Origin of the sequence: Pseudomonas helvetica, from assembly GCF_039908645.1 — a bacterium.
Lineage (GTDB): Bacteria > Pseudomonadota > Gammaproteobacteria > Pseudomonadales > Pseudomonadaceae > Aquipseudomonas > Aquipseudomonas helvetica.
Genome location: NZ_CP150917.1, coordinates 2503513 through 2521926, shown reverse-complemented (window position 1 = coordinate 2521926; position 18414 = coordinate 2503513). Strand labels below are relative to the sequence as shown.

Annotated in this window: 14 protein-coding genes and 1 pseudogene; 7 read left to right on the top strand and 8 right to left on the bottom strand. The window is 61.0% G+C overall.

What is annotated here, in order from left to right; translation table 11 throughout:
- The 6 genes from iolD to iolC all read right to left on the bottom strand — a co-directional run bounded on the left by iolD (position 1) and on the right by iolC (position 8297).
- Entirely contained in the window at positions 1-1932 is a 1932-nt protein-coding gene (gene iolD, locus AABM55_RS11610; RefSeq protein ID WP_347929625.1) for a 3D-(3,5/4)-trihydroxycyclohexane-1,2-dione acylhydrolase (decyclizing), read from the bottom strand.
- Positions 1933-2065: 133 nt separating this feature from the next.
- On the bottom strand, positions 2066-2887 hold the full coding sequence (locus tag AABM55_RS11605; protein WP_347929624.1) for a TIM barrel protein: 822 nt from the start codon (positions 2885-2887) through the stop codon (positions 2066-2068).
- Between the two features lie 27 nt (positions 2888-2914).
- Positions 2915-4417 (bottom strand): CoA-acylating methylmalonate-semialdehyde dehydrogenase, encoded by a 1503-nt coding sequence (locus tag AABM55_RS11600; protein WP_347929623.1) that lies wholly within the window; start codon positions 4415-4417, stop codon positions 2915-2917.
- Between the two features lie 30 nt (positions 4418-4447).
- A complete protein-coding gene (iolB, locus tag AABM55_RS11595) occupies positions 4448-5257 on the bottom strand; it encodes a 5-deoxy-glucuronate isomerase (RefSeq protein ID WP_347929622.1) in 810 nt (269 codons plus the stop codon).
- The gene (iolE, locus tag AABM55_RS11590) at positions 5254-6147 is read right to left on the bottom strand and encodes a myo-inosose-2 dehydratase (protein WP_347929621.1); all 894 of its coding nucleotides are present in this window, start codon (positions 6145-6147) and stop codon (positions 5254-5256) included. Before iolE ends, iolB begins: the two co-directional genes overlap by 4 nt.
- Positions 6148-6359: 212 nt before the next feature.
- A complete protein-coding gene (gene iolC / locus AABM55_RS11585; protein WP_347929620.1) occupies positions 6360-8297 on the bottom strand; it encodes a 5-dehydro-2-deoxygluconokinase in 1938 nt (645 codons plus the stop codon).
- 312 nt (positions 8298-8609) lie between these two features.
- Here iolC and AABM55_RS11580 point away from each other — a divergent pair, with 312 nt between their 5' ends.
- Positions 8610-9530 carry a MurR/RpiR family transcriptional regulator gene (locus AABM55_RS11580; RefSeq protein WP_054596731.1) on the top strand — a complete coding sequence of 307 codons (921 nt, stop codon included), beginning with the start codon at positions 8610-8612 and terminating at the stop codon, positions 9528-9530.
- On the opposite strand, the gene AABM55_RS11575 is transcribed toward AABM55_RS11580, so the two are convergent.
- The gene (locus AABM55_RS11575) at positions 9503-10399 is read right to left on the bottom strand and encodes a patatin-like phospholipase family protein (RefSeq protein ID WP_054596730.1); all 897 of its coding nucleotides are present in this window, start codon (positions 10397-10399) and stop codon (positions 9503-9505) included. The two genes, AABM55_RS11580 and AABM55_RS11575, sit on opposite strands and share 28 nt — an antisense overlap.
- Positions 10400-10531: 132 nt before the next feature.
- Between AABM55_RS11575 and AABM55_RS11570 the strand changes: the two genes are divergently transcribed.
- Positions 10532-11143: a glutathione S-transferase N-terminal domain-containing protein gene (locus tag AABM55_RS11570; RefSeq protein WP_054596729.1), complete on the top strand. Its 612-nt coding sequence runs from the start codon at positions 10532-10534 to the stop codon at positions 11141-11143.
- Positions 11144-11316: 173 nt separating this feature from the next.
- On the opposite strand, the gene AABM55_RS11565 is transcribed toward AABM55_RS11570, so the two are convergent.
- Positions 11317-12390: a diguanylate cyclase gene (locus AABM55_RS11565; RefSeq protein WP_054596728.1), complete on the bottom strand. Its 1074-nt coding sequence runs from the start codon at positions 12388-12390 to the stop codon at positions 11317-11319.
- A 361-nt stretch (positions 12391-12751) separates the two neighbouring features.
- Between AABM55_RS11565 and glcD the strand changes: the two genes are divergently transcribed.
- From glcD to AABM55_RS11540, 5 genes and pseudogenes are all read left to right on the top strand, one after another.
- Entirely contained in the window at positions 12752-14251 is a 1500-nt protein-coding gene (gene glcD, locus AABM55_RS11560; protein ID WP_347929619.1) for a glycolate oxidase subunit GlcD, read from the top strand.
- Positions 14251-15309 (top strand): glycolate oxidase subunit GlcE, encoded by a 1059-nt coding sequence (gene glcE, locus AABM55_RS11555; RefSeq protein ID WP_347929618.1) that lies wholly within the window; start codon positions 14251-14253, stop codon positions 15307-15309. Before glcD ends, glcE begins: the two co-directional genes overlap by 1 nt.
- A 3-nt stretch (positions 15310-15312) precedes the next feature.
- Positions 15313-16530 (top strand): glycolate oxidase subunit GlcF, encoded by a 1218-nt coding sequence (gene glcF / locus AABM55_RS11550; protein ID WP_347929617.1) that lies wholly within the window; start codon positions 15313-15315, stop codon positions 16528-16530.
- Positions 16531-16640: 110 nt separating this feature from the next.
- Positions 16641-18038: a VOC family protein gene (locus tag AABM55_RS11545; RefSeq protein ID WP_347929616.1), complete on the top strand. Its 1398-nt coding sequence runs from the start codon at positions 16641-16643 to the stop codon at positions 18036-18038.
- 73 nt (positions 18039-18111) lie between these two features.
- Positions 18112-18378, top strand: a pseudogene (locus AABM55_RS11540) (transposase); the annotation flags it as partial.
- Positions 18379-18414 lie beyond the last annotated feature (36 nt).

Genomic DNA, 18414 nt, shown 5'->3' with positions numbered 1-18414 from the left:
TCAGTACTGACGGGCCTTGGCCAGTCGTTCATTAAGGGTTTTGGCTACCGCATCGGTACGTGCGCTGGTGGAGACCTGCGCCACGCCCACCCGCCACCAGGACAGGTATTTGTGGATCATGGTCTTGGGCAGGACCTTGATGTCGATCAGCGTCGACACCGTCTGCAACCGCGCATCGGCCAAGGCCGCTTGCAGTTGTTCGACGGTGTTGACCTTGTAGGTCTTGCAGCCATAAGCCGCCGCGCTCATGGCAAAGTCCACCGGGACGAAGCCGCCATCGAGCTTGCAGGTGGAAGGGTTGCGGAAACGGAACTCGGTGCCGAAGCTGTCCATGCCGTGTTCCATCTGCAAGTTGTTGATGCAGCCGAAGGTCATGTTGTCGAGCAGGATCACGTTGATCTTGCGCCGCTCCTGGATCGAGGTGGCCAGCTCCGAATGCAGCATCATGTACGAGCCGTCGCCCACCAGCGCATAGACTTCGCGCGTCGGTTCGGCGAGTTTCACCCCGAGCGCGGCATTGACCTCGTAGCCCATGCACGAATAACCGTACTCGACGTGATAGGTGTTCACGCCCTTGCTGCGCCAGCTGCGCTGCAAGTCGCCGGGCAGGCTGCCGGCAGCGGCGACGATTACCGCGTCGTCGGCCAGGGTTTGGTTCAACACGCCGAGCACGCGGCTTTGGGTCAGGCAGGAACCGGTCAGCTCGATAAATTCGCGCAGCACCGCCGGGTCCATGTGGTCGTTGATTTCCGGGATGAAGTCCTGGGTCTGGTATTCGACCTGATAGACCCGATCCACCTCTTCATCCAGTTGCGCCTTGGCCTGATGTGGTTGATCACCCCAACTGGAGCGGTAATCGGTCAAGGCTTCGGACAATGCCTGCAAGCCGGACCTGGCGTCGGCCAGCAACTGCACACCATCGAGTTTCAGCGCATCGCAAGGGCTGATGTTCAGGTTGAGAAACTTCACCTCGGGATGCTGGAACAGCCATTTCGACGACGTGGTGAAGTCCGAGTAGCGAGTGCCGATGCCAATGATCAGATCGGCTTCCTTGGCCAGCAGGTTCGCCGCCAGGCAACCGGTCTCGCCAATTCCGCCGACGTTCAGCGGATGACTGGAAACCACCGCGCTTTTACCGGCCTGAGTCTCGGCGAACGGGATGTCGAAACGCTCGGCAAACGCCTGCAACGCGGCATTCGCGCCCGAATATTTGACCCCGCCGCCGCAGATGATCAGCGGTTTGCGCTTGCCTTTGAGCAGCGCTACAGCGTCGCCGAGCATGGCTTCGGTGGCCGGGCGACGGTCGATGCGGTGCACGCGTTTTTGCAGGAAGTAATCGGGGTAATCATAGGCTTCGGCCTGCACGTCTTGCGGCAAGGCCAGCGTCACCGCGCCGGTTTCCGCCGGATCGGTGAGCACGCGCATGGCGTGGATCGCCGCGCTCATCAGTTGTTCGGGACGGTTGATGCGGTCCCAGTATTTGCTCACCGCTTTGAAGGCATCGTTGGTGCTGATGCTCAGGTCGTGGAACTGCTCGATCTGTTGCAGCACCGGGTCCGGTTGGCGACTGGCGTAGACGTCACCCGGCAATAGCAGCAGGGGAATCCGGTTGGCGGTGGCCGTCGCCGCAGCAGTCAACATGTTTGCCGCACCGGGGCCGACCGATGAGCTGCAAGCGTAGATCTTGCGCCGCAGATTCTGTTTGGCAAAACCGATGGCGGCGTGGGCCATGCCCTGTTCATTGCGGCCCTGATGGACGATCAGATCACCGCTGTCCTGCTCCAGCGCCTGGCCGAGGCCGAGCACATTGCCGTGGCCGAAAATGGTGAAGATCCCGGCGACGAATTTGCTTTGAACCCCATCGACCTCGACGTATTGGTTATCGAGGAATTTCACCAGGGCCTGGGCCATGGTCAGTCGTGTTGTGCTCATGTCCACTCCTTTTATGTGGATGCGACACTGTCTCTGCAGGAGCAAGGCTTGCCCGCGATAAAGGCGCCTCGGTGTTTCTGATACACCGCGTCATCGTTCATCGCGGGCAAGCCTTGCTCTTACAGGGGGCTAGTCAGCTCAGGGATTTCTGCAGGTGATCCATGCTTGCGCCGATTGCCTGGCGGATATCCGTCAGCCCGTGCACGCTGTCGGCAAACGGCTCGAACGACAGGTAGCCGCTGTAGCCGGTGCTGAGTAAGGTATCGATCTGCGCTGCGTTGCCGAGGATGTCGCCCTCGCCCACCAGCACCCGATGCCCATCGCGGATAGACGTCAGCGGCGCTTGCGCGTCCTCGACGCCCGAGATGTGCACCAGCCCGGTCAGCTCGGGAAAGAACTCGTGTTCACTGGCCAGATGATGGTGAAAGGTGTCATGCACCAGACGGAACACATCCAGCCCGCCAATGGACTTGATCGCATCCACTGCGGTGCGTTTGCGCCGCAGTGAACACTCTTCGAAACCCAGTGGTTCGATGAAACCGAGAATCCCGTATTCGCGCAGGATTGGCGCCAGTTCGCTCAACGCAGTACGCAAGCCAGCGCTGCGTTCAGCTTCATTGCGCGGGTCGGCGCGATCATTCAGCGGGCACATCACCAAGCCTTGCGCGCCGCAATCGCGGGCATAGGCGGCAAGTTTCAGGGCGTGTGCGCGGCGCTCGTCGTTCCACACATCGAACGGGTACAGCGCGTTGATCGACAGCACGCTGATTCCGTTAGCCTGGCACAACTGGCGCACGCGTTCGGGCGGCGTACCGTCTTCGATTTCGATGCCCTTGAGGTCGTTGCGGATCTCGATGGCATCGGCTTTCAGGGTCACCGCCAGTTCAATGAATTCAGGCAGCGACAAACGTGGGGCAACCATACGGTTCAGGGCGAAACGCAGGGGCTGGCTCATTATTCTTGTTCTCCGCACTCAAGGTGTTTATTTGGCAGTGGGCATGCTGAACTCAGGGCCTTTGGCGATGCTGTCCGGCCAGCGCTGCATGACGCTTTTGTAGCGGCTGTAGAAACGAATGCCTTCTTCACCGTAGGCATGGTGATCGCCGAACAACGAACGCTTCCAGCCACCAAACGAGTGCCAGGCCATGGGCACCGGAATCGGTACGTTGATGCCGACCATGCCGACCTTGATAGTGCGGGCAAACGCTCGGGCAATCCCGCCATCGCTGGTGAAGCACGACACGCCGTTGCCAAACTCATGGGCGTTGATCAGCGCCACGGCGCTGGCGAAATCTGGCACCCGAACGATGCCCAGTACCGGACCGAAGATTTCCTGCTGGTAGATGCTCATCTCGGTCGTGACCTTGTCGAACAGCGTTGCACCGACAAAGAAACCATTCTCCGCACCCGGCACCTTGAAGCCGCGACCATCGACAATCAGCTGGGCGCCCTGGGCCACGCCTTGATCGATGAAGCCTTCGACCTTGGCCTTGTGCTCGGCGGTAACCAGCGGCCCCATGTCGCTGTCGCCCTGCATACCGTTGCCGACCTTCAACTGATCGATGCGCGGCAGCAGTTTGGCAATCAGTTTGTCGCCAACGTCGCCTACCGCCACGGCAATCGAGATCGCCATGCAGCGTTCGCCGGCCGAGCCGAATGCAGCGCCAATCAACGCATCGGCGGCCTGATCCAGATCGGCGTCGGGCATCACGATCATGTGGTTCTTCGCCCCGCCCAGCGCTTGCACGCGTTTGCCACGGGCCGTGGCTTGCTGGTGGATGTACTCGGCAATCGGCGTCGAACCGACAAACGAAATGGCTTCGATATCCGGGTGCTGCAGCAACGCATCGACGGCGCTCTTGTCGCCCTGCACCACGTTGAACACACCGTCCGGCAAACCGGCTTCAGTGAGCAGGCGCGCCATCAGCAAACTGGCCGACGGATCACGCTCCGAAGGTTTGAGGATGAAACAATTGCCGGTGACCAGCGCCAGCGGAATCATCCACAGCGGCACCATCACGGGGAAGTTGAATGGCGTGACCCCGGCACAAACGCCCAACGGTTGACGCAGATTCCAGTTGTCGATGCCACCACCGATGTTGTCGCTGAATTCGGTTTTTAGCAGGTTCGGCGCACCGCAGGCGTACTCGACGATCTCGATACCACGAGTGACTTCACCCTTGGCGTCGGAAAAAACTTTGCCGTGTTCGCGGCTGATGATTTCTGCCAGCTCATTGTGATGACGGTCGAGCAGTTCCTTGAACTTGAACATCACCCGCGAGCGGCGCAGCGACGATTGCTCGGACCAGGCCGGAAACGCCCGCAGCGCCGAAGCCACGGCTTCATCGACGGTCTGCTGGCTGGCCAGCCCGACCCGCGCCTGAATCGCGCCAGTGGCCGGATTGAAGACATTGCTGAAGCGCTCACTGCCAGTGTCCTGCACCTGGCCGTTGAGGTAGTGGCCGATAACCTTGGCATCACTCATTGTTTTTGTTCTCCAGTGCGTCTTCAGAATTCAGAGGTCCAGCAGCCAGCTGTGCTGCGGATCGTTGTGGAACTGCCAGATCCGTTTCGGGCCGGCCATGACATTCAGGTAATACGACTCGTAGCCGTAAGGCACGCTGACCGGGTGATAGCCCTTGGGCACTACCACCAGATCGCTGTTTTCCACGGCCATTGCCTGATCGATAGAACGGTCATCGGTATAGACCCGCTGAAAAACGAAGCCCTGCGGCGGGTTGACCTGGTGGTAATAGGTCTCTTCGAGAAAGCTCTGGTGTGGCAGGTTGTCGGTGTCGTGCTTGTGCGGCGGGTAGCTCGACGAATGCCCGGACGGCGTACGCACTTCCACCACCAGCAGTGAATGCGCAGGCTCGGTGTCGGGCAGGATGTCGCAGACGTAACGGGTATTGGCGCCCTTGCCGCGCACGCTGCGCTTCATGCTGTCGGGGGTTATCAGCCGTGGACCGATGCCTGCCGACGCCGAACCGGGAGCAGCGCACACGGCAATCTGTACATCGCTGAGTGCGACTATCTGCGCCTGACTGCCAGGTGGCAGGTAAACGGCGAACGGTGATTTATCTTCGAACACCGATTGGCGGTCGCCGATGTTGTCCCAGTTGAACGCGCCCTGCCCTGGCGCTTCACCGCTGACATCAACCCGACCGCTGAGCAGCACCAGGCACAGTTCTTTATCGCCCGCGCTGACCGGCAAGGTTTCGCCGAGGCTCAGGCGGTAGGCGCTGAAACCAACGTATTCCAGCGCTCCGGTGGGTAACTCGACCAGGGTCCGGCCCTTGGCGCTGCTCTTGACCAGCAGGCTCATTGTCCGGTCCTCTGATCGAGCAAGGCGCGCAAGGTCTCGTAACCTTTCTTGGCATAAACGTAGCTCGGCGCGACAGCCGGATCCTGCTCGGCCTCGACCACCAGCCAGCCGTGATAATCGGCGGCCAGCAATACGTCGAGCAGCGCGGCAAAGTCGATATCACCGTCGCCCGGCACGGTGAACGTGCCGTTGATGATGCAGTCCGGGAAGCTCCAGAGATTGTTGCGCGCCAGTTGCACCACCGGTTTGCGTACGTCCTTGAAATGCACGTGGCAGATGCGCCCGATGTGCTTGCGCAGCACCTCGAGCGGTTCGCCACCGCCCATGTAGCAATGGCCCGAATCGAACAGCAGGCCGACTTCGCTGCCGGTCAGGGACATCAGCTTATCGATGTCTGCCGGCGATTCGACATACGCGCCCATGTGGTGGTGATACGCCAGACGCACGCCCTGGGACAGGGTGAAACGTGCCAGCTCGGTGAGCTTGTCGGCGTATTCCTGCCAGGCCTGCTCGGTGTGAAAACGCGGGCGTTCGACCAGCGGAATCCGTTGGCCCTGAATCGAATCGGCGACTTCGCCGTAGACCAGCACCTTGGCGCCATTTTTCGCCAGCAATTCGACATGGCTGCCAATGGCCTCGATTTCTTCAGCCACCGAACGCCGCGCCAGGCGGCTGGAATACCAGCCCGAGACCAGCGCCAGGTCGTAAGGCCGCAGCACATCACCGACCCCTTTGGCGTCCTTGGGAAACTTGCCGTTGAGTTCAAAACCTTCGTAGCCAATTTCCTTGCCTTCGCTCAGGGCAGTGCTCAGCGGCGTTTCCCCACCGAGGGCCGGCAGATCGTCGTTGCTCCAGGAAATCGGGTTGATGCCAATTCGGATAGCGGGCATGGCTGCACCTTTTATTGTTTTCTAAATAAACGCTGAAAGTGTCGACCGAACACTTGTGGCGAGGGAGCTTGCTCCCGCTGGACTGCGAAGCAGGCCCAAACCTGGCAGCACAGTGCAACAGGTAAACCACGTCTACAGGTTTTACGACTGCTTCGCAGCCGAGCGGGAGCAAGCTCCCTCGCCACAACAAGCCCGTCGCCACAAAATCTTCGTCAGCTGCGGGCTGTGCGCCAGGCATTGATCAGTTCGACAAACGTGCCCTGTACTCTCTGGATCAGCGCTTCGTCATCGATCTCGCCGGCCAGCCACGCTCGACTCGGCTCCTGGAAAATCGTCCGGCCGACGGCAAACCCGCGACAGGTTTTGCTCTGGCTGGCTTGCGCAAAACCTTCGGCCAGCGTTGCGGCCGGTGCATTCAGCCCCAGCAAAACCACGCCTCGGCAATAGGGGTCGCGCTCCTGGATCAGCTCGTCGAGCTGTTTCCACTCCTCGCTGCTTTGCGCCTCGATCTTCCACCAGGCCGGGAAAATGCCCAGGTTGTACAGGCGTTTGATCGCGCGATAGAGCACGTCCGGATGCGCTGACGGGTGATCCTTGGGCGGGATGATTTCCAGCAGTAACTCATGGCCGCTGACCTGCGCCGCCTGATACAACCCCTTGATCTGCGCTTCCTGTTCCAGACGCAGCAGCGGTTCATCGTCGGGGTGAAATTGCACCAGGCACTTGATGATTTGTTCCTGCGGCCAGGCGATCAGGTTGCTGCCAATCGAACGACCATGTTCGAAGGCCAGTGGCCGTGAACCTTGCACCTCCACCGGACGCGCCACCCACCAGCCGCGACCGGTGGCGGCATTCAGCGAGTCCTGGCCGAAACGCTGGTCAGCCAGCAGACCGACATCCGCCTCGATGCCCTGCCGACGCAAATCCGCTTCGACCCGCTCCACGGCTTTGATGAACAACTGCTTGAGCTCGCCGATGCTGCTCAGTTCGCGACCGCCCTTTTGCGCCAGCTCCACCAATTGCCCGCGATGGTCGAAGGCAAAGATGAACAACTGCTTCCAGGTTTTGCGCGGCACGCTGACCTGATGCAGACGTTGCAACACGGCATCCTGGTCCGGCCGGGTGATCGGCACCGGACTGTTGAACAGGTAATCCAGTTCGGCGCGGGTCGGCATCGCCGGGGCGCAGGCGTGGCGAGAAACCACCAGGCCGCCGCAGGCGTTGGCCAACTGGCAGCAGCGCTCATCGCTGGCATCTTCCAGCCAGCCACTGAGGAAGCCCGACATGAACGCATCGCCAGCGCCGAGCACATTGAGCACTTCGACCCGCACACCGGGATAGATCGCGCCGTCTTCGAGACGAACCGGAATCACCCCGTGAATCACCGTGCAGCCTTGCGGCCCGAGCTTGACCACCAGGGTCGCCGCTGTCAGACGACGGACGTTGCGCAGTGCACTCAACAAGTCCTCGCTGCCACCGGCAATCAGGAACTCCTCTTCGGTGCCGACGATCAGGTCGAATCGCGGGAGGATTTTCTGTACGTGCTGGCTGACCTGCTGGTCGGCGACGAAACGGGTTTCGCCATCCGCCTTGCCCGCCAAGCCCCAAAGAACCGGCCGGTAATCAATGTCGAGAACGCGTTTGACGTTGTGCTTTTCGGCGTACTCCAGCGCCTGGATGCTCGCCTTGTAGACGCCGTCGGTAGAGAAATGCGTGCCGGTGATCAGCAAGGCTTTGCTGGAGGCGATAAAGGCTTCGCTGATGTCTTCGGCGCGCAGGGCCATGTCGGCACAGTTTTCGCGGTAGAACACCAACGGAAAGGTTTCGCGGTCCTTGAGGCCCAGCAAAACCATGGCGGTGAGGCGCTCCGGATCGACCTTGATGCCGCTGACGTCGCAGCCTTCACGGGCCAGGGATTCAACCAGGAAACGCCCCATGTGGTCGTCCCCCACCCGGCTGAGCATGGCCGACTTCAGCCCCAACCGGGCCGTGCCGAAGGCGATGTTGGCGGACGAACCTCCGAGGTATTTGGCGAAGCTCGAGACATCCTCCAGCCGTGCACCGACTTGCTGTGCATAGAGATCGACGCCAAGGCGCTCGAGGCAAATCAGATCCAATTGACGCCCACTGGCAAAACGAGTCTGGCCCATGCTGGCTCCTGTTATTTTTATCAGCCTGCGTTCGGGGCGACGGTGGCGCCGAACACTCTTGGTGGATGCAGACTAAAACGTGTGGCGCCCACAAATCAATATTTATTCCAATAAATTTTTACGCGGAATATTTTTTCCAATAAACTTTTACAGAACCGCTCCAGACACTGTGCATCGTTTCAGCACGTGTCCGGCTGACCCACGGCTCAAGATTTTATTCACGCCTACCCTGTAGACTGCGCACAGCCAACCTATTGTCATGGGCAACGCTTCACCGAGCGGCCCAATAAGAACAAGCCAGAAGGATTATCTATGTCCCGCACCGATCAGCCGGCTACCGCCGAGACCACGCCGCAAAGCGACCTCGCCAGCCCCCCGATCAATGCCGAACGCTTGCTGCAGCTGATCACCAACGAATACGAAAGCCTGCCGCGGCAGCTCAAACGCATCGCCAGCTACATGAGCCAGCAGAGCGACCGGATCATGGTCGACCGCATCAGCGACATCGCGCGCGAATGCGAAGTACACCCTTCGGCCATCGTGCGTTTCTCCCAGCGCTTTGGTTTCAGCGGTTTCAGCGAAATGCAGGCGTTGTTCCGCGAGGCGTACACCCACAAGACCACGCCGGTGCAGAACTACCAGCAGCGCATTCGCAGCATGATCGCCAACAAATCGCAGAAGGCCAGCGGCGGCGACCTGGCGCGCGAGTGCATCAACGCCACGCTGTCAGGCATCGAACGCCTGGGCCTGGAGCTGGATGACCAGTCCTTCGAGAAAGCCGTGGACCTGGTGGTGAATGCCGACAACATCTACGTGGTCGGGGTGCGCCGCTCGTTCGCGGTGGCCGATTACCTGGTGTACAACCTGCAACACACCAACAAGCGTATTCACCTGGTCTCGGGACTGGGCGGCAGCTACCGCGAGCAAATGCGCAGCGTGCGGGCCAATGACCTGGTGATCGCCATCAGCTTCACGCCCTACGGCAAGGAAACCCAGCATTGCCTGCGCATCGCCCAGCACCATCAGGCGAAAACCCTGATCATCACCGACAGCAACCTCTCGCCGCTGGCCAAACGGGCGAACACAGTGTTGCTGGTCAATGAAGGCTCCTCGTTTGCGTTCCGCTCCTTGAGTGCAACCTTGTGCCTGTGCCAGGCGCTGTTCATCGCCGTGGCCTATCGCCTGGAGTTGAAGATGGATGAGATTCACGAGCAGGTCGGGTTCGAGGACTGACCCTCAGCGCCATGATGGGTGTGGGCCTGCAATGAGCCCGGCACCCCGGCGCGATTCAGCCCGCCGCTTTCGATCCAGGCCTGGGTCGACTGATAAGCGCGCTGCAGCAGTTGATCGGTCTGGGTGAAATCGAACACCGAGATCCCCAGCGGACACAGCGGCGCGACCACGTGGATCGCCGCTCGCGGTGAATACAGTTCAATGTCGCGCACCAGCTGGCGCATGCTCATCAGGTTCAAGGTGTGCAGCGCCAACGCCACCAGCCCTGAGGGCGGACTGGGGCAGTCACAACCGAATCCGGTCGGCACCACGACAACCCGCGTCGCGCCCAGGTACACCGCACTGGCAATCGGCGTATTGCTGGCCACGCCGCCGTCGATCAACAGCTTGCCGCCGATCTGCACACACGGAAACACCAATGGAATCGCCGCACTGGCCAGCAACGCCTGCTCGACACTGCCGCTGGACAGCAGCTCTTCGGCGCCGGTCAGCAAATTGGTGGTGACGATGTGCAGCGGCAACTCGGTGTCTTCGATCTGCTTGAAGGGCAACGCCCGCCGCACCAGATGTTCCAGCGCCGCAGACTGCAACAGAAAACCCCTGCGCCGAAAAATCGCCGACAGGCTATCGAGCAACGAAAACGGAAACACATCGGCCTTGCGCAAACCACGCCAGAAGTCCGCCAGCTCGGCCACCCCTTGCGCGTTCGGGCGCGCAGCGAAGTACGCACCGTTGATGGCACCGACCGAGGCACCGATCACCATATCGAACGACACGCCCGCTTCGACCAGCGCCTGCAACATGCCGACCTGAACCGCACCGAGGCTGCCGCCACCGGCAAGGACGAGCGCAGTTTTTTCGGCGGGCATGACAGACCTCCAGAAACATCCGGGTACCTAGACTCTCAAGCATAGCGGCTGAGCCCGAGTGCACTGGCGAAGGTCATGGGTTTACCGCTAAATTGGCGGCGCACTGTCTACGCATTATCAAAGGAGCTGTACATGAAGCTGATCGGAATGCTCGATTCACCTTATGTAAGACGCGTCGCCATTAGCCTGAAATCGCTGGACATCCCGTTCGAGCACGCCTCGGTGTCGGTGTTCCGGCACTTTGCGCAGTTCCAGCAGATCAACCCGGTGGTCAAGGCCCCGACGCTGGTGCTGGACAACGGCGAAGTGCTGATGGATTCGACCTTGATCATCGATTACCTGGAAGCCTTGAGCGGACCGGACAAGAGCCTGATGCCCGCGCAACTGGACCAGCGCGTGCGTGCATTGCGGCTGATCGGCCTGGCCCTGGCGGCTTGCGAGAAGTCGGTGCAGATCTATTACGAGCGCACTTTGCGACCTGCCGAGAAACAGCATGAACCGTGGCTGGAACGCGTCGGCGGGCAGTTGCTGGCGGCGTATTCGGCGCTGGAACAGGAACTGGTCAAGCAGCCACTGAAGACCGACGGTTCCCTCGACCAGGCGGGCATCACCCTCGCCGTGGCCTGGAGCTTCACCAATCTGGTGGTGCCGGATCAGGTCAGTGACGCGCAGTTCCCGAAAATCCGCGCGTTCACCGCCTACGCCGAACAGCTGCCGGCGTTCGTCAGCACACCGATTACCTGAAGACCTCCACCTGACGTGTAGGCGCCTGGCTCGCCAATAATGGCATCCGTGAGACCGCCATCGCGGGCAAGCCTTGCTCCTACACAATCTGCATCAATCATCAATATCCGCCGCCCCCGAACCGTAGGAGCAAGGCTTGCCCGCGAAGACGACATCTGCAACACCGCTAAACCTCAAACCAACCCCATCGCCACCCGCTGCACCAGCCCATCGGCATGACAAATCACCCGGTTACGCCCGGTGGTCTTGGCCGCATACAGCGCCTCATCGGCATCGTTAAGCCATTGCAGGGCTTCAGTGTGCATCGGGTCGAACGCAGCCAGGCCGATGCTCAGGCTGACTTTCAACGCCGGATTCTGCTCGTAACCCACCCCCGAAAACCGATCGCGCAAGGCGTCCATCGCCTGGGCGGCGTGGGCCAGTGGCACGTCGGGCAGGATCACGCAGAACTCGTCGCCGCCATAACGCCCGGCCACATCGCTGGCGCGCAGGTTTTGCTTGAGGATTTTGCTCAACTGACGCAACACGATATCGCCAGCCACATGGCCGTAGGTGTCGTTGATGGTTTTGAAGTGGTCGATGTCGATCAAGGCAATCGCACCGCCCCGCTGCTGGCGCTGACAACGCTGGAACTCGACCTCCAGCGCATCTTTCCAGGCGCCGTGGTTCAACAGCCCGGTGAGGCTGTCGGTGCGACTCAGGGCCAACAGTTCGCGTTTGTGTTTACCCAGTGTGTGGGCCTGACGAAAGCAGATCCAGCCCAACACCAAGGGGTAAAACGTCAGCAACGGCAAACAGGCATACAACTGAACAGGGCTGGTTTGCGCGATGATCACCGGAAAGAAGATCAGCAGCCCGACACCCATGCCCAGCAACTGAGCCACCGTGCCGACAAGCAGAAAACGCAGGCCTCCAATGGCGACGTTGTTCATCGCCATCATTGACAACGTGGCAGTGCTGGGCAAGGGATTGAACTGGATGGCAGCGACCCAGAATCCGCCCATGAACGCGTCGATCAGAATATTCCGGTGTTCGGCGTGATAAGGCATGGGCGAGCGGCGCGCCCATTGATAGGCCAGGTGCGGCCAGATAAGGCCGTTGAACAGCATCAGCGCCAGCAGCCAATGCGGCGGTTTGAGTGGAATGATCGCCGCGCCCACGCAGAGCAGGCCCAGGACCATTCCCAGGATTCGCGATGTGTAAAGCCTCCGTGCCAGTGAAAGTCCCTTTCCTCCGTTATGGTGCATAAGGGGACAAAGCTCCTCTTCACTACTGACCTGAAACTACGAGTAACTCAGACAGGGATGTCTGGAAGTCTATCAGGGCGCAATCAAATAGCCATCACCGCTTGGCGGCCAGAAATAGCCCTGCCGGCAGGCCCATTGTCGAAATTTTGACTATAAATGACAAAGAACCCGGGCTTGAACACACCTCGTAGCAGCTGCCGAAGGCTGCGTTCGGCTCGGGCTGCGTTCAGACGTAGCAGTCGCAAAATGGTGGGCTCGATTGTGTCAGGCATACCAAGTCACTCCTGTTCACGACTGCTACGCCCGAGCGCGGACCGAGCCGAACGCAGCCTTCGGCAGCTGCTACGAGGCTTGTCATCTGATGAACATTCTCTACGACGAACGCATCGACGGTGCCCTGCCTCCGGTCGACAAGGATGCCTTGCTCAACGCCTTGCGCGAGCAGCTGCCGGAGCTGGACATTCTCTACCGCGAAGAAGAACTCAAACCCTATGAGTGCGACGGGCTCTCGGCCTATCGAACCACGCCGATGCTGGTGCTGCTGCCGCGCTATTTCGAGCAGGTTCAGGCCGTGCTCAAACTCTGCCATGCCCATCGGGTGCCCGTGGTGGCGCGTGGTGCCGGCACCGGGTTGTCCGGAGGCGCGCTGCCGTTGGAAAAAGGCGTGCTGCTGGTGATGGCGCGCTTCAACCAGATCCTCCACATCGACCCCGCCGCCCGCACCGCACGGGTTCAGCCGGGAGTGCGCAACCTGGCGATTTCCCAGGCCGTCGCACCGCTTGGCCTGTATTACGCGCCGGACCCGTCCTCGCAAATCGCCTGCTCGATTGGCGGCAATGTCGCGGAAAACGCCGGTGGTGTGCACTGCCTGAAATACGGCCTGACGGTCCACAATGTGCTGAAGCTGGAAGTGCTGACGATCGAAGGCGAACACCTGACCTTGGGCTCGGACGCGCTGGACTCCGCAGGGTTCGACCTGTTGGCGCTGTTCAACGGTTCCGAGGGATTGCTGGGCATCATCACTGAAGTCACGGTCAAACTGCTGCCCAAACCACAGGCGGCCAAGGTGCTACTGGCGAGTTTCGACTCCGTGGAAAAAGCCGGAGGCGCCGTGGCCGAGATCATCGCCGCCGGGATCATCCCCGCAGGTCTGGAAATGATGGACAACCTGGCCTTGCGCGCCGCCGAAGACTTCGTTCACGCCGGTTACCCGGTGGACGCCGAAGCGATTCTGCTGTGTGAACTCGACGGCGTCGAAGCCGATGTACGCGATGATTGCCTGCGGGTTCGCGCCGTGCTGGAACGGGCCGGCGCCAGTGAAGTGCGCCAGGCGCGCGACGAGGCGGAACGGGTTAAATTCTGGGCCGGACGCAAAGCGGCGTTCCCGGCGATCGGGCGCTTGTCGCCGGATTACTACTGTATGGACGGCACCATCCCGCGACGTGAGTTACCTCGGGTGCTCAAGGGGATTGCCGAGCTGGCCAGTGAATACGGCTTGCGAGTCGCCAACGTGTTTCACGCCGGTGACGGCAACATGCACCCGCTGATCCTGTTCGACGCCAACCAGCCCGGCGAGCTGGAACGCACCGAAGCCCTCGGCGGGAAAATCCTCGAACTCTGCGTCAAGGTTGGCGGCAGCATCACCGGCGAGCACGGTGTCGGCCGCGAGAAAATCAATCAGATGTGCGCGCAGTTCAACAGCGACGAGCTGACGGTGTTTCACGCAATCAAAATCGCCTTCGACGCCAAAGGCCTGCTCAATCCCGGCAAGAACATTCCCACCCTGCACCGCTGCGCCGAGTTTGGTGCGATGCATGTCCACAACGGGCAACTGCCCTTCCCCGACCTGGAGCGTTTCTGATGCGCACCGAACAGGACCGGGACGCCAGCGCGGAATTACTGGAGCAGATCAACCAGGCCCGGGAGAACGCCACGCCGCTGCGCATTCAAGGCGCCAGCAGCAAGGCCTTCCTCGGTCGTGAGGTGGCTGGCGAGGTGCTCGACACCCGCGTCCATCGCGGCATCGTCAGCTATGACCCGACCGAACTGGTGATCACCGCTCGCAGCGGTACACCGCTGAGGGAATTGCTGGCGGCGCTGGATGCGGCCGGGCAAATGCTCCCTTGTGAACCGCCCTCCTTCGGTGAAGACGCCACGGTCGGCGGCATGATCGCCGCGGGGCTATCAGGCCCGCGTCGCCCGTGGGCCGGTTCGGCGCGTGACTTTGTGCTCGGCACCCGGCTGATCACCGGCAACGGTAAACAGCTGCGGTTTGGCGGCGAGGTGATGAAAAACGTCGCCGGTTATGATCTGTCGCGGTTGTTGACCGGCAGCTTCGGTTGCCTCGGCGTGATCACCGAAGTCTCGCTCAAGGTCCTGCCCAAACCGCGCCAGTGCCTGAGCATCAGCCTGGAACTCGACAGCGCCCACGCCTTGAGCAAACTCGCCGAGTGGGGCCAGCAACCGCTGCCCATCAGCGCGGCGTGCCATGACGGCCGGCAATTGCACCTGCGGCTGGAGGGCGGCGAAGGTTCGGTCAGCGCCGCCCATCAGCGTCTCGGTGGCGAGGTGCTGGACGCTCAATTCTGGGAGGCGTTGAATGAACAACAGCTGGCATTTTTCGATGAAGGGCTGCCGTTGTGGCGTCTGTCATTGCCGAACAACATCGGCCCGCTGACACTGCCCGGCGAACAGCTGATCGACTGGGCCGGCGCGCAACGCTGGTTGAAATCCGAGGCGCCGAACATTCAGTCGCTGGCCGCGGACCTGGGCGGCCATGCGACGTGCTACAGCCACGGCGTCAGCGACACGCCGTTCCAGCCGTTGGCGCCAGCGCTGTTGCGCTATCACCAACAGCTCAAGGCCCAACTCGACCCTCAGGGATTGTTCAACCCTGGCCGGATGTACGCGGAGTTCTGAAGCATGCAGACCACCCTCAGCGATCAGGCCAAACGCCTGCCCCGCGCGGCAGAGGCCGAAAGCATTCTGCGCACCTGCGTGCACTGCGGGTTCTGCAACGCCACGTGTCCGACCTATCAGTTGCTCGGCGATGAACTGGACGGCCCACGAGGGCGGATCTACCTGATCAAGCAAGTGCTCGAAGGTCACCCCGCCACCGCCCAGACCCAATTGCACCTGGACCGTTGCCTGTCGTGCCGCGCTTGCGAAACCACCTGCCCGTCTGGAGTCGATTATCACAACTTGCTGGACATCGGTCGCGCCGTGGTCGATCAGGCGGTGCCGCGCTCGGCTGCCCAGCGCGTATTGCGTCAGGGTTTACGGGCGATGGCGCCGAACCCCGGACTGTTCAAGGCCTTGTTGCAAATCGGTGCAACTTTCCGACCGCTGATGCCGCGCGACCTCGAAGCCAAACTGCCACGCGACGTGCCGCCAGCGGGAAATTGGCCAACCACGGTGCATGCGCGAAAAGTGCTGATGCTCGAAGGCTGTGTGCAACCGGGTTTGTCACCGAACACCAATGCCGCCGCGGCGCGGGTGCTGGATCGACTGGGGATAAGCGTCAGCAGCGTTCACCAGGCTGGATGCTGCGGGGCGCTGGACTATCACCTCGACGCTCAGGAACAGGGGCTCAATCGCGCCCGCCAGAACATCGACGCCTGGTGGCCCGCGCTGGAAAACGGCGCCGAAGCCATCGTGCAAACCGCCAGCGGCTGCGGTGCGTTCATCAAGGATTACGGGCATTTGCTCAAGACCGATCCGGCCTACGCGGCTAAAGCCAAACGGGTCAGCGAGATGAGCAAAGACCTGGTGGAGATCCTGCGCAACGAACCCTTGGAGCGAGTGTGCGCAGCCACCGAACGACGAATTGCCTTCCACTGCCCGTGTACTTTGCAGCACGCGCTAAAACTAGGCGGAGCAGTCGAAGAACTACTGACCCGCCTCGGCTTCAACCTCACCAGCGTGCCTGACAGTCACTTGTGCTGTGGCTCGGCCGGGACGTACTCATTGACCCAACCGGTGCTCGCCCGGCAACTGCGCGACAACAGGCTCAACGCTCTGGAAAGCGGCCGGCCGGAGCTGATCGTCACCGCCAACATCGGTTGCCAGAGCCACCTCGCCAGCGCCGGACGGACACCAGTCCGGCACTGGATCGAGCTGGTGGATCAGATATTGCGTTGATCGCAGCAGTCATTTGCAGAATGAAGTTCAGAAGAAACTTCGTTTGTCAGCGTCGCCTGTGCCGAACAGAATCGGCCTACTCCACTGTCACTGCGCCGGGATTCGTGTTTATGAGCAACCACAACGTCGTCAGCCCAGACCTGATCCGCCAACGCTTCTCGCGAGCGATGTCAGACATGTACCGCGAAGAAGTGCCGCTGTACGGCGCCTTGATGGAACTGGTGGCGCAGACCAACGCCCAGGTGCTCGACAGCGATCCGGCGATTGCCCGACAGTTACGCAGCACAGGCGAAATCGAGCGCCTGGACCTGGAACGCCACGGGGCGATCCGCGTCGGCACCGCGCAAGAGCTGGCGACCCTCTGCCGCTTGTTCGCGGTGATGGGCATGCAGCCGGTCGGCTATTACGACCTGACGCCGGCCGGAGTGCCGGTGCACTCCACGGCGTTCCGCGCCGTGCATGAAGCGTCGTTGCAAGTCAGCCCGTTCCGGGTGTTTACCTCGCTGCTGCGCCTGGAACTGATCGAAAATCCCGAGCTGCGCGCGTTTGCCGAATCGGTGCTGGCCAAGCGTTCGATCTTCACCGCGCAGGCGTTGAAGCTGATCGAGCAGGCCGAACAACACGGCGGACTCAACGAGCAGCAAGCCGAGGACTTCGTCGAACAGGCCCTGGAAACTTTCCGCTGGCACCACCGCGCCACTGTCACCGCCGCGCAATACCAGCAACTCAGCGCCCAGCATCGGTTGATTGCCGACGTCGTCGCCTTCAAAGGCCCGCACATCAATCACCTGACGCCGCGCACCCTGGACATCGACATCGTGCAGGCAAAAATGCCCGAACACGGCATCACCCCCAAAGCGGTAATCGAAGGCCCACCGCGCCGCCAGTGTCCGATCCTGCTGCGCCAGACCAGTTTCAAAGCGCTGGACGAACCGATTGCGTTCACCGATCAGCAGCAGGCCCACGGCAGCCACAGCGCCCGCTTCGGTGAAATCGAACAACGCGGCGCTGCACTCACGCCTGAAGGCCGCGCACTCTACGACCGCTTGCTCAACGCCGCCCGCGACGCACTCAACGACTTCCCCAACGAAGCCAACGCGGCACGCTATAACAGCCTGATGGAAGAGCACTTCAAAGCCTTCCCGGACAGCTACAACGAAATGCGCGAACAGGGTCTGGCCTACTTCCGCTACTTCGTCACCGAAAAAGGCCTGGCGGCTGATAGCGATGAACTCGGGTCCGCGTCATTGCGTGGCTTGCTCGACGCCGAGTACATCCGTGCAGTGCCGCTGGTGTATGAAGATTTTCTGCCGGTCAGTGCAGCGGGGATCTTCCAGTCGAACCTGGGTGACGCCGCGCAAACCCACTATGGCGAGCATTCGAATCGGCAGGCGTTTGAACAAGCGCTGGGGCGGTCGACTATTGATGAGCTGGCGTTGTATGCCGATACGCAGCGGAGGTCGATTGAGGAGTGCTGCGCCGCGCTTAATGTGCCGTCGCTGAGCTGAGCGGCTGGCTGTAGTGGTCTAATTTCCCCGGACACCTCGATAGGTGGAGAATGCATCTATCGAGGAGTTTTTCATGACTGGCAAACGCAGAACATTCGACGACAGCTTCAAGCTGCAAGTCGTAAAGATGATCAAGGACCAGGGACTGGCCGTTCCGCAGGTCTGCCGCGACCTGAATATTGGTGAGACTGCCGTCCGGCGCTGGGTACAGCAGTACGAGGCTGAACAGTTGGGAGAGACCGGAATCGGCAAACCCTTGACTGCTGAGCAACAACGTATCCGACAGTTAGAGCAGGAAAACCGCCAGCTCAAGATGGATAACGATGTATTAAAAAAAGCTACGGCGCGCTCAACCGGTCAACGCAACGTACACTTT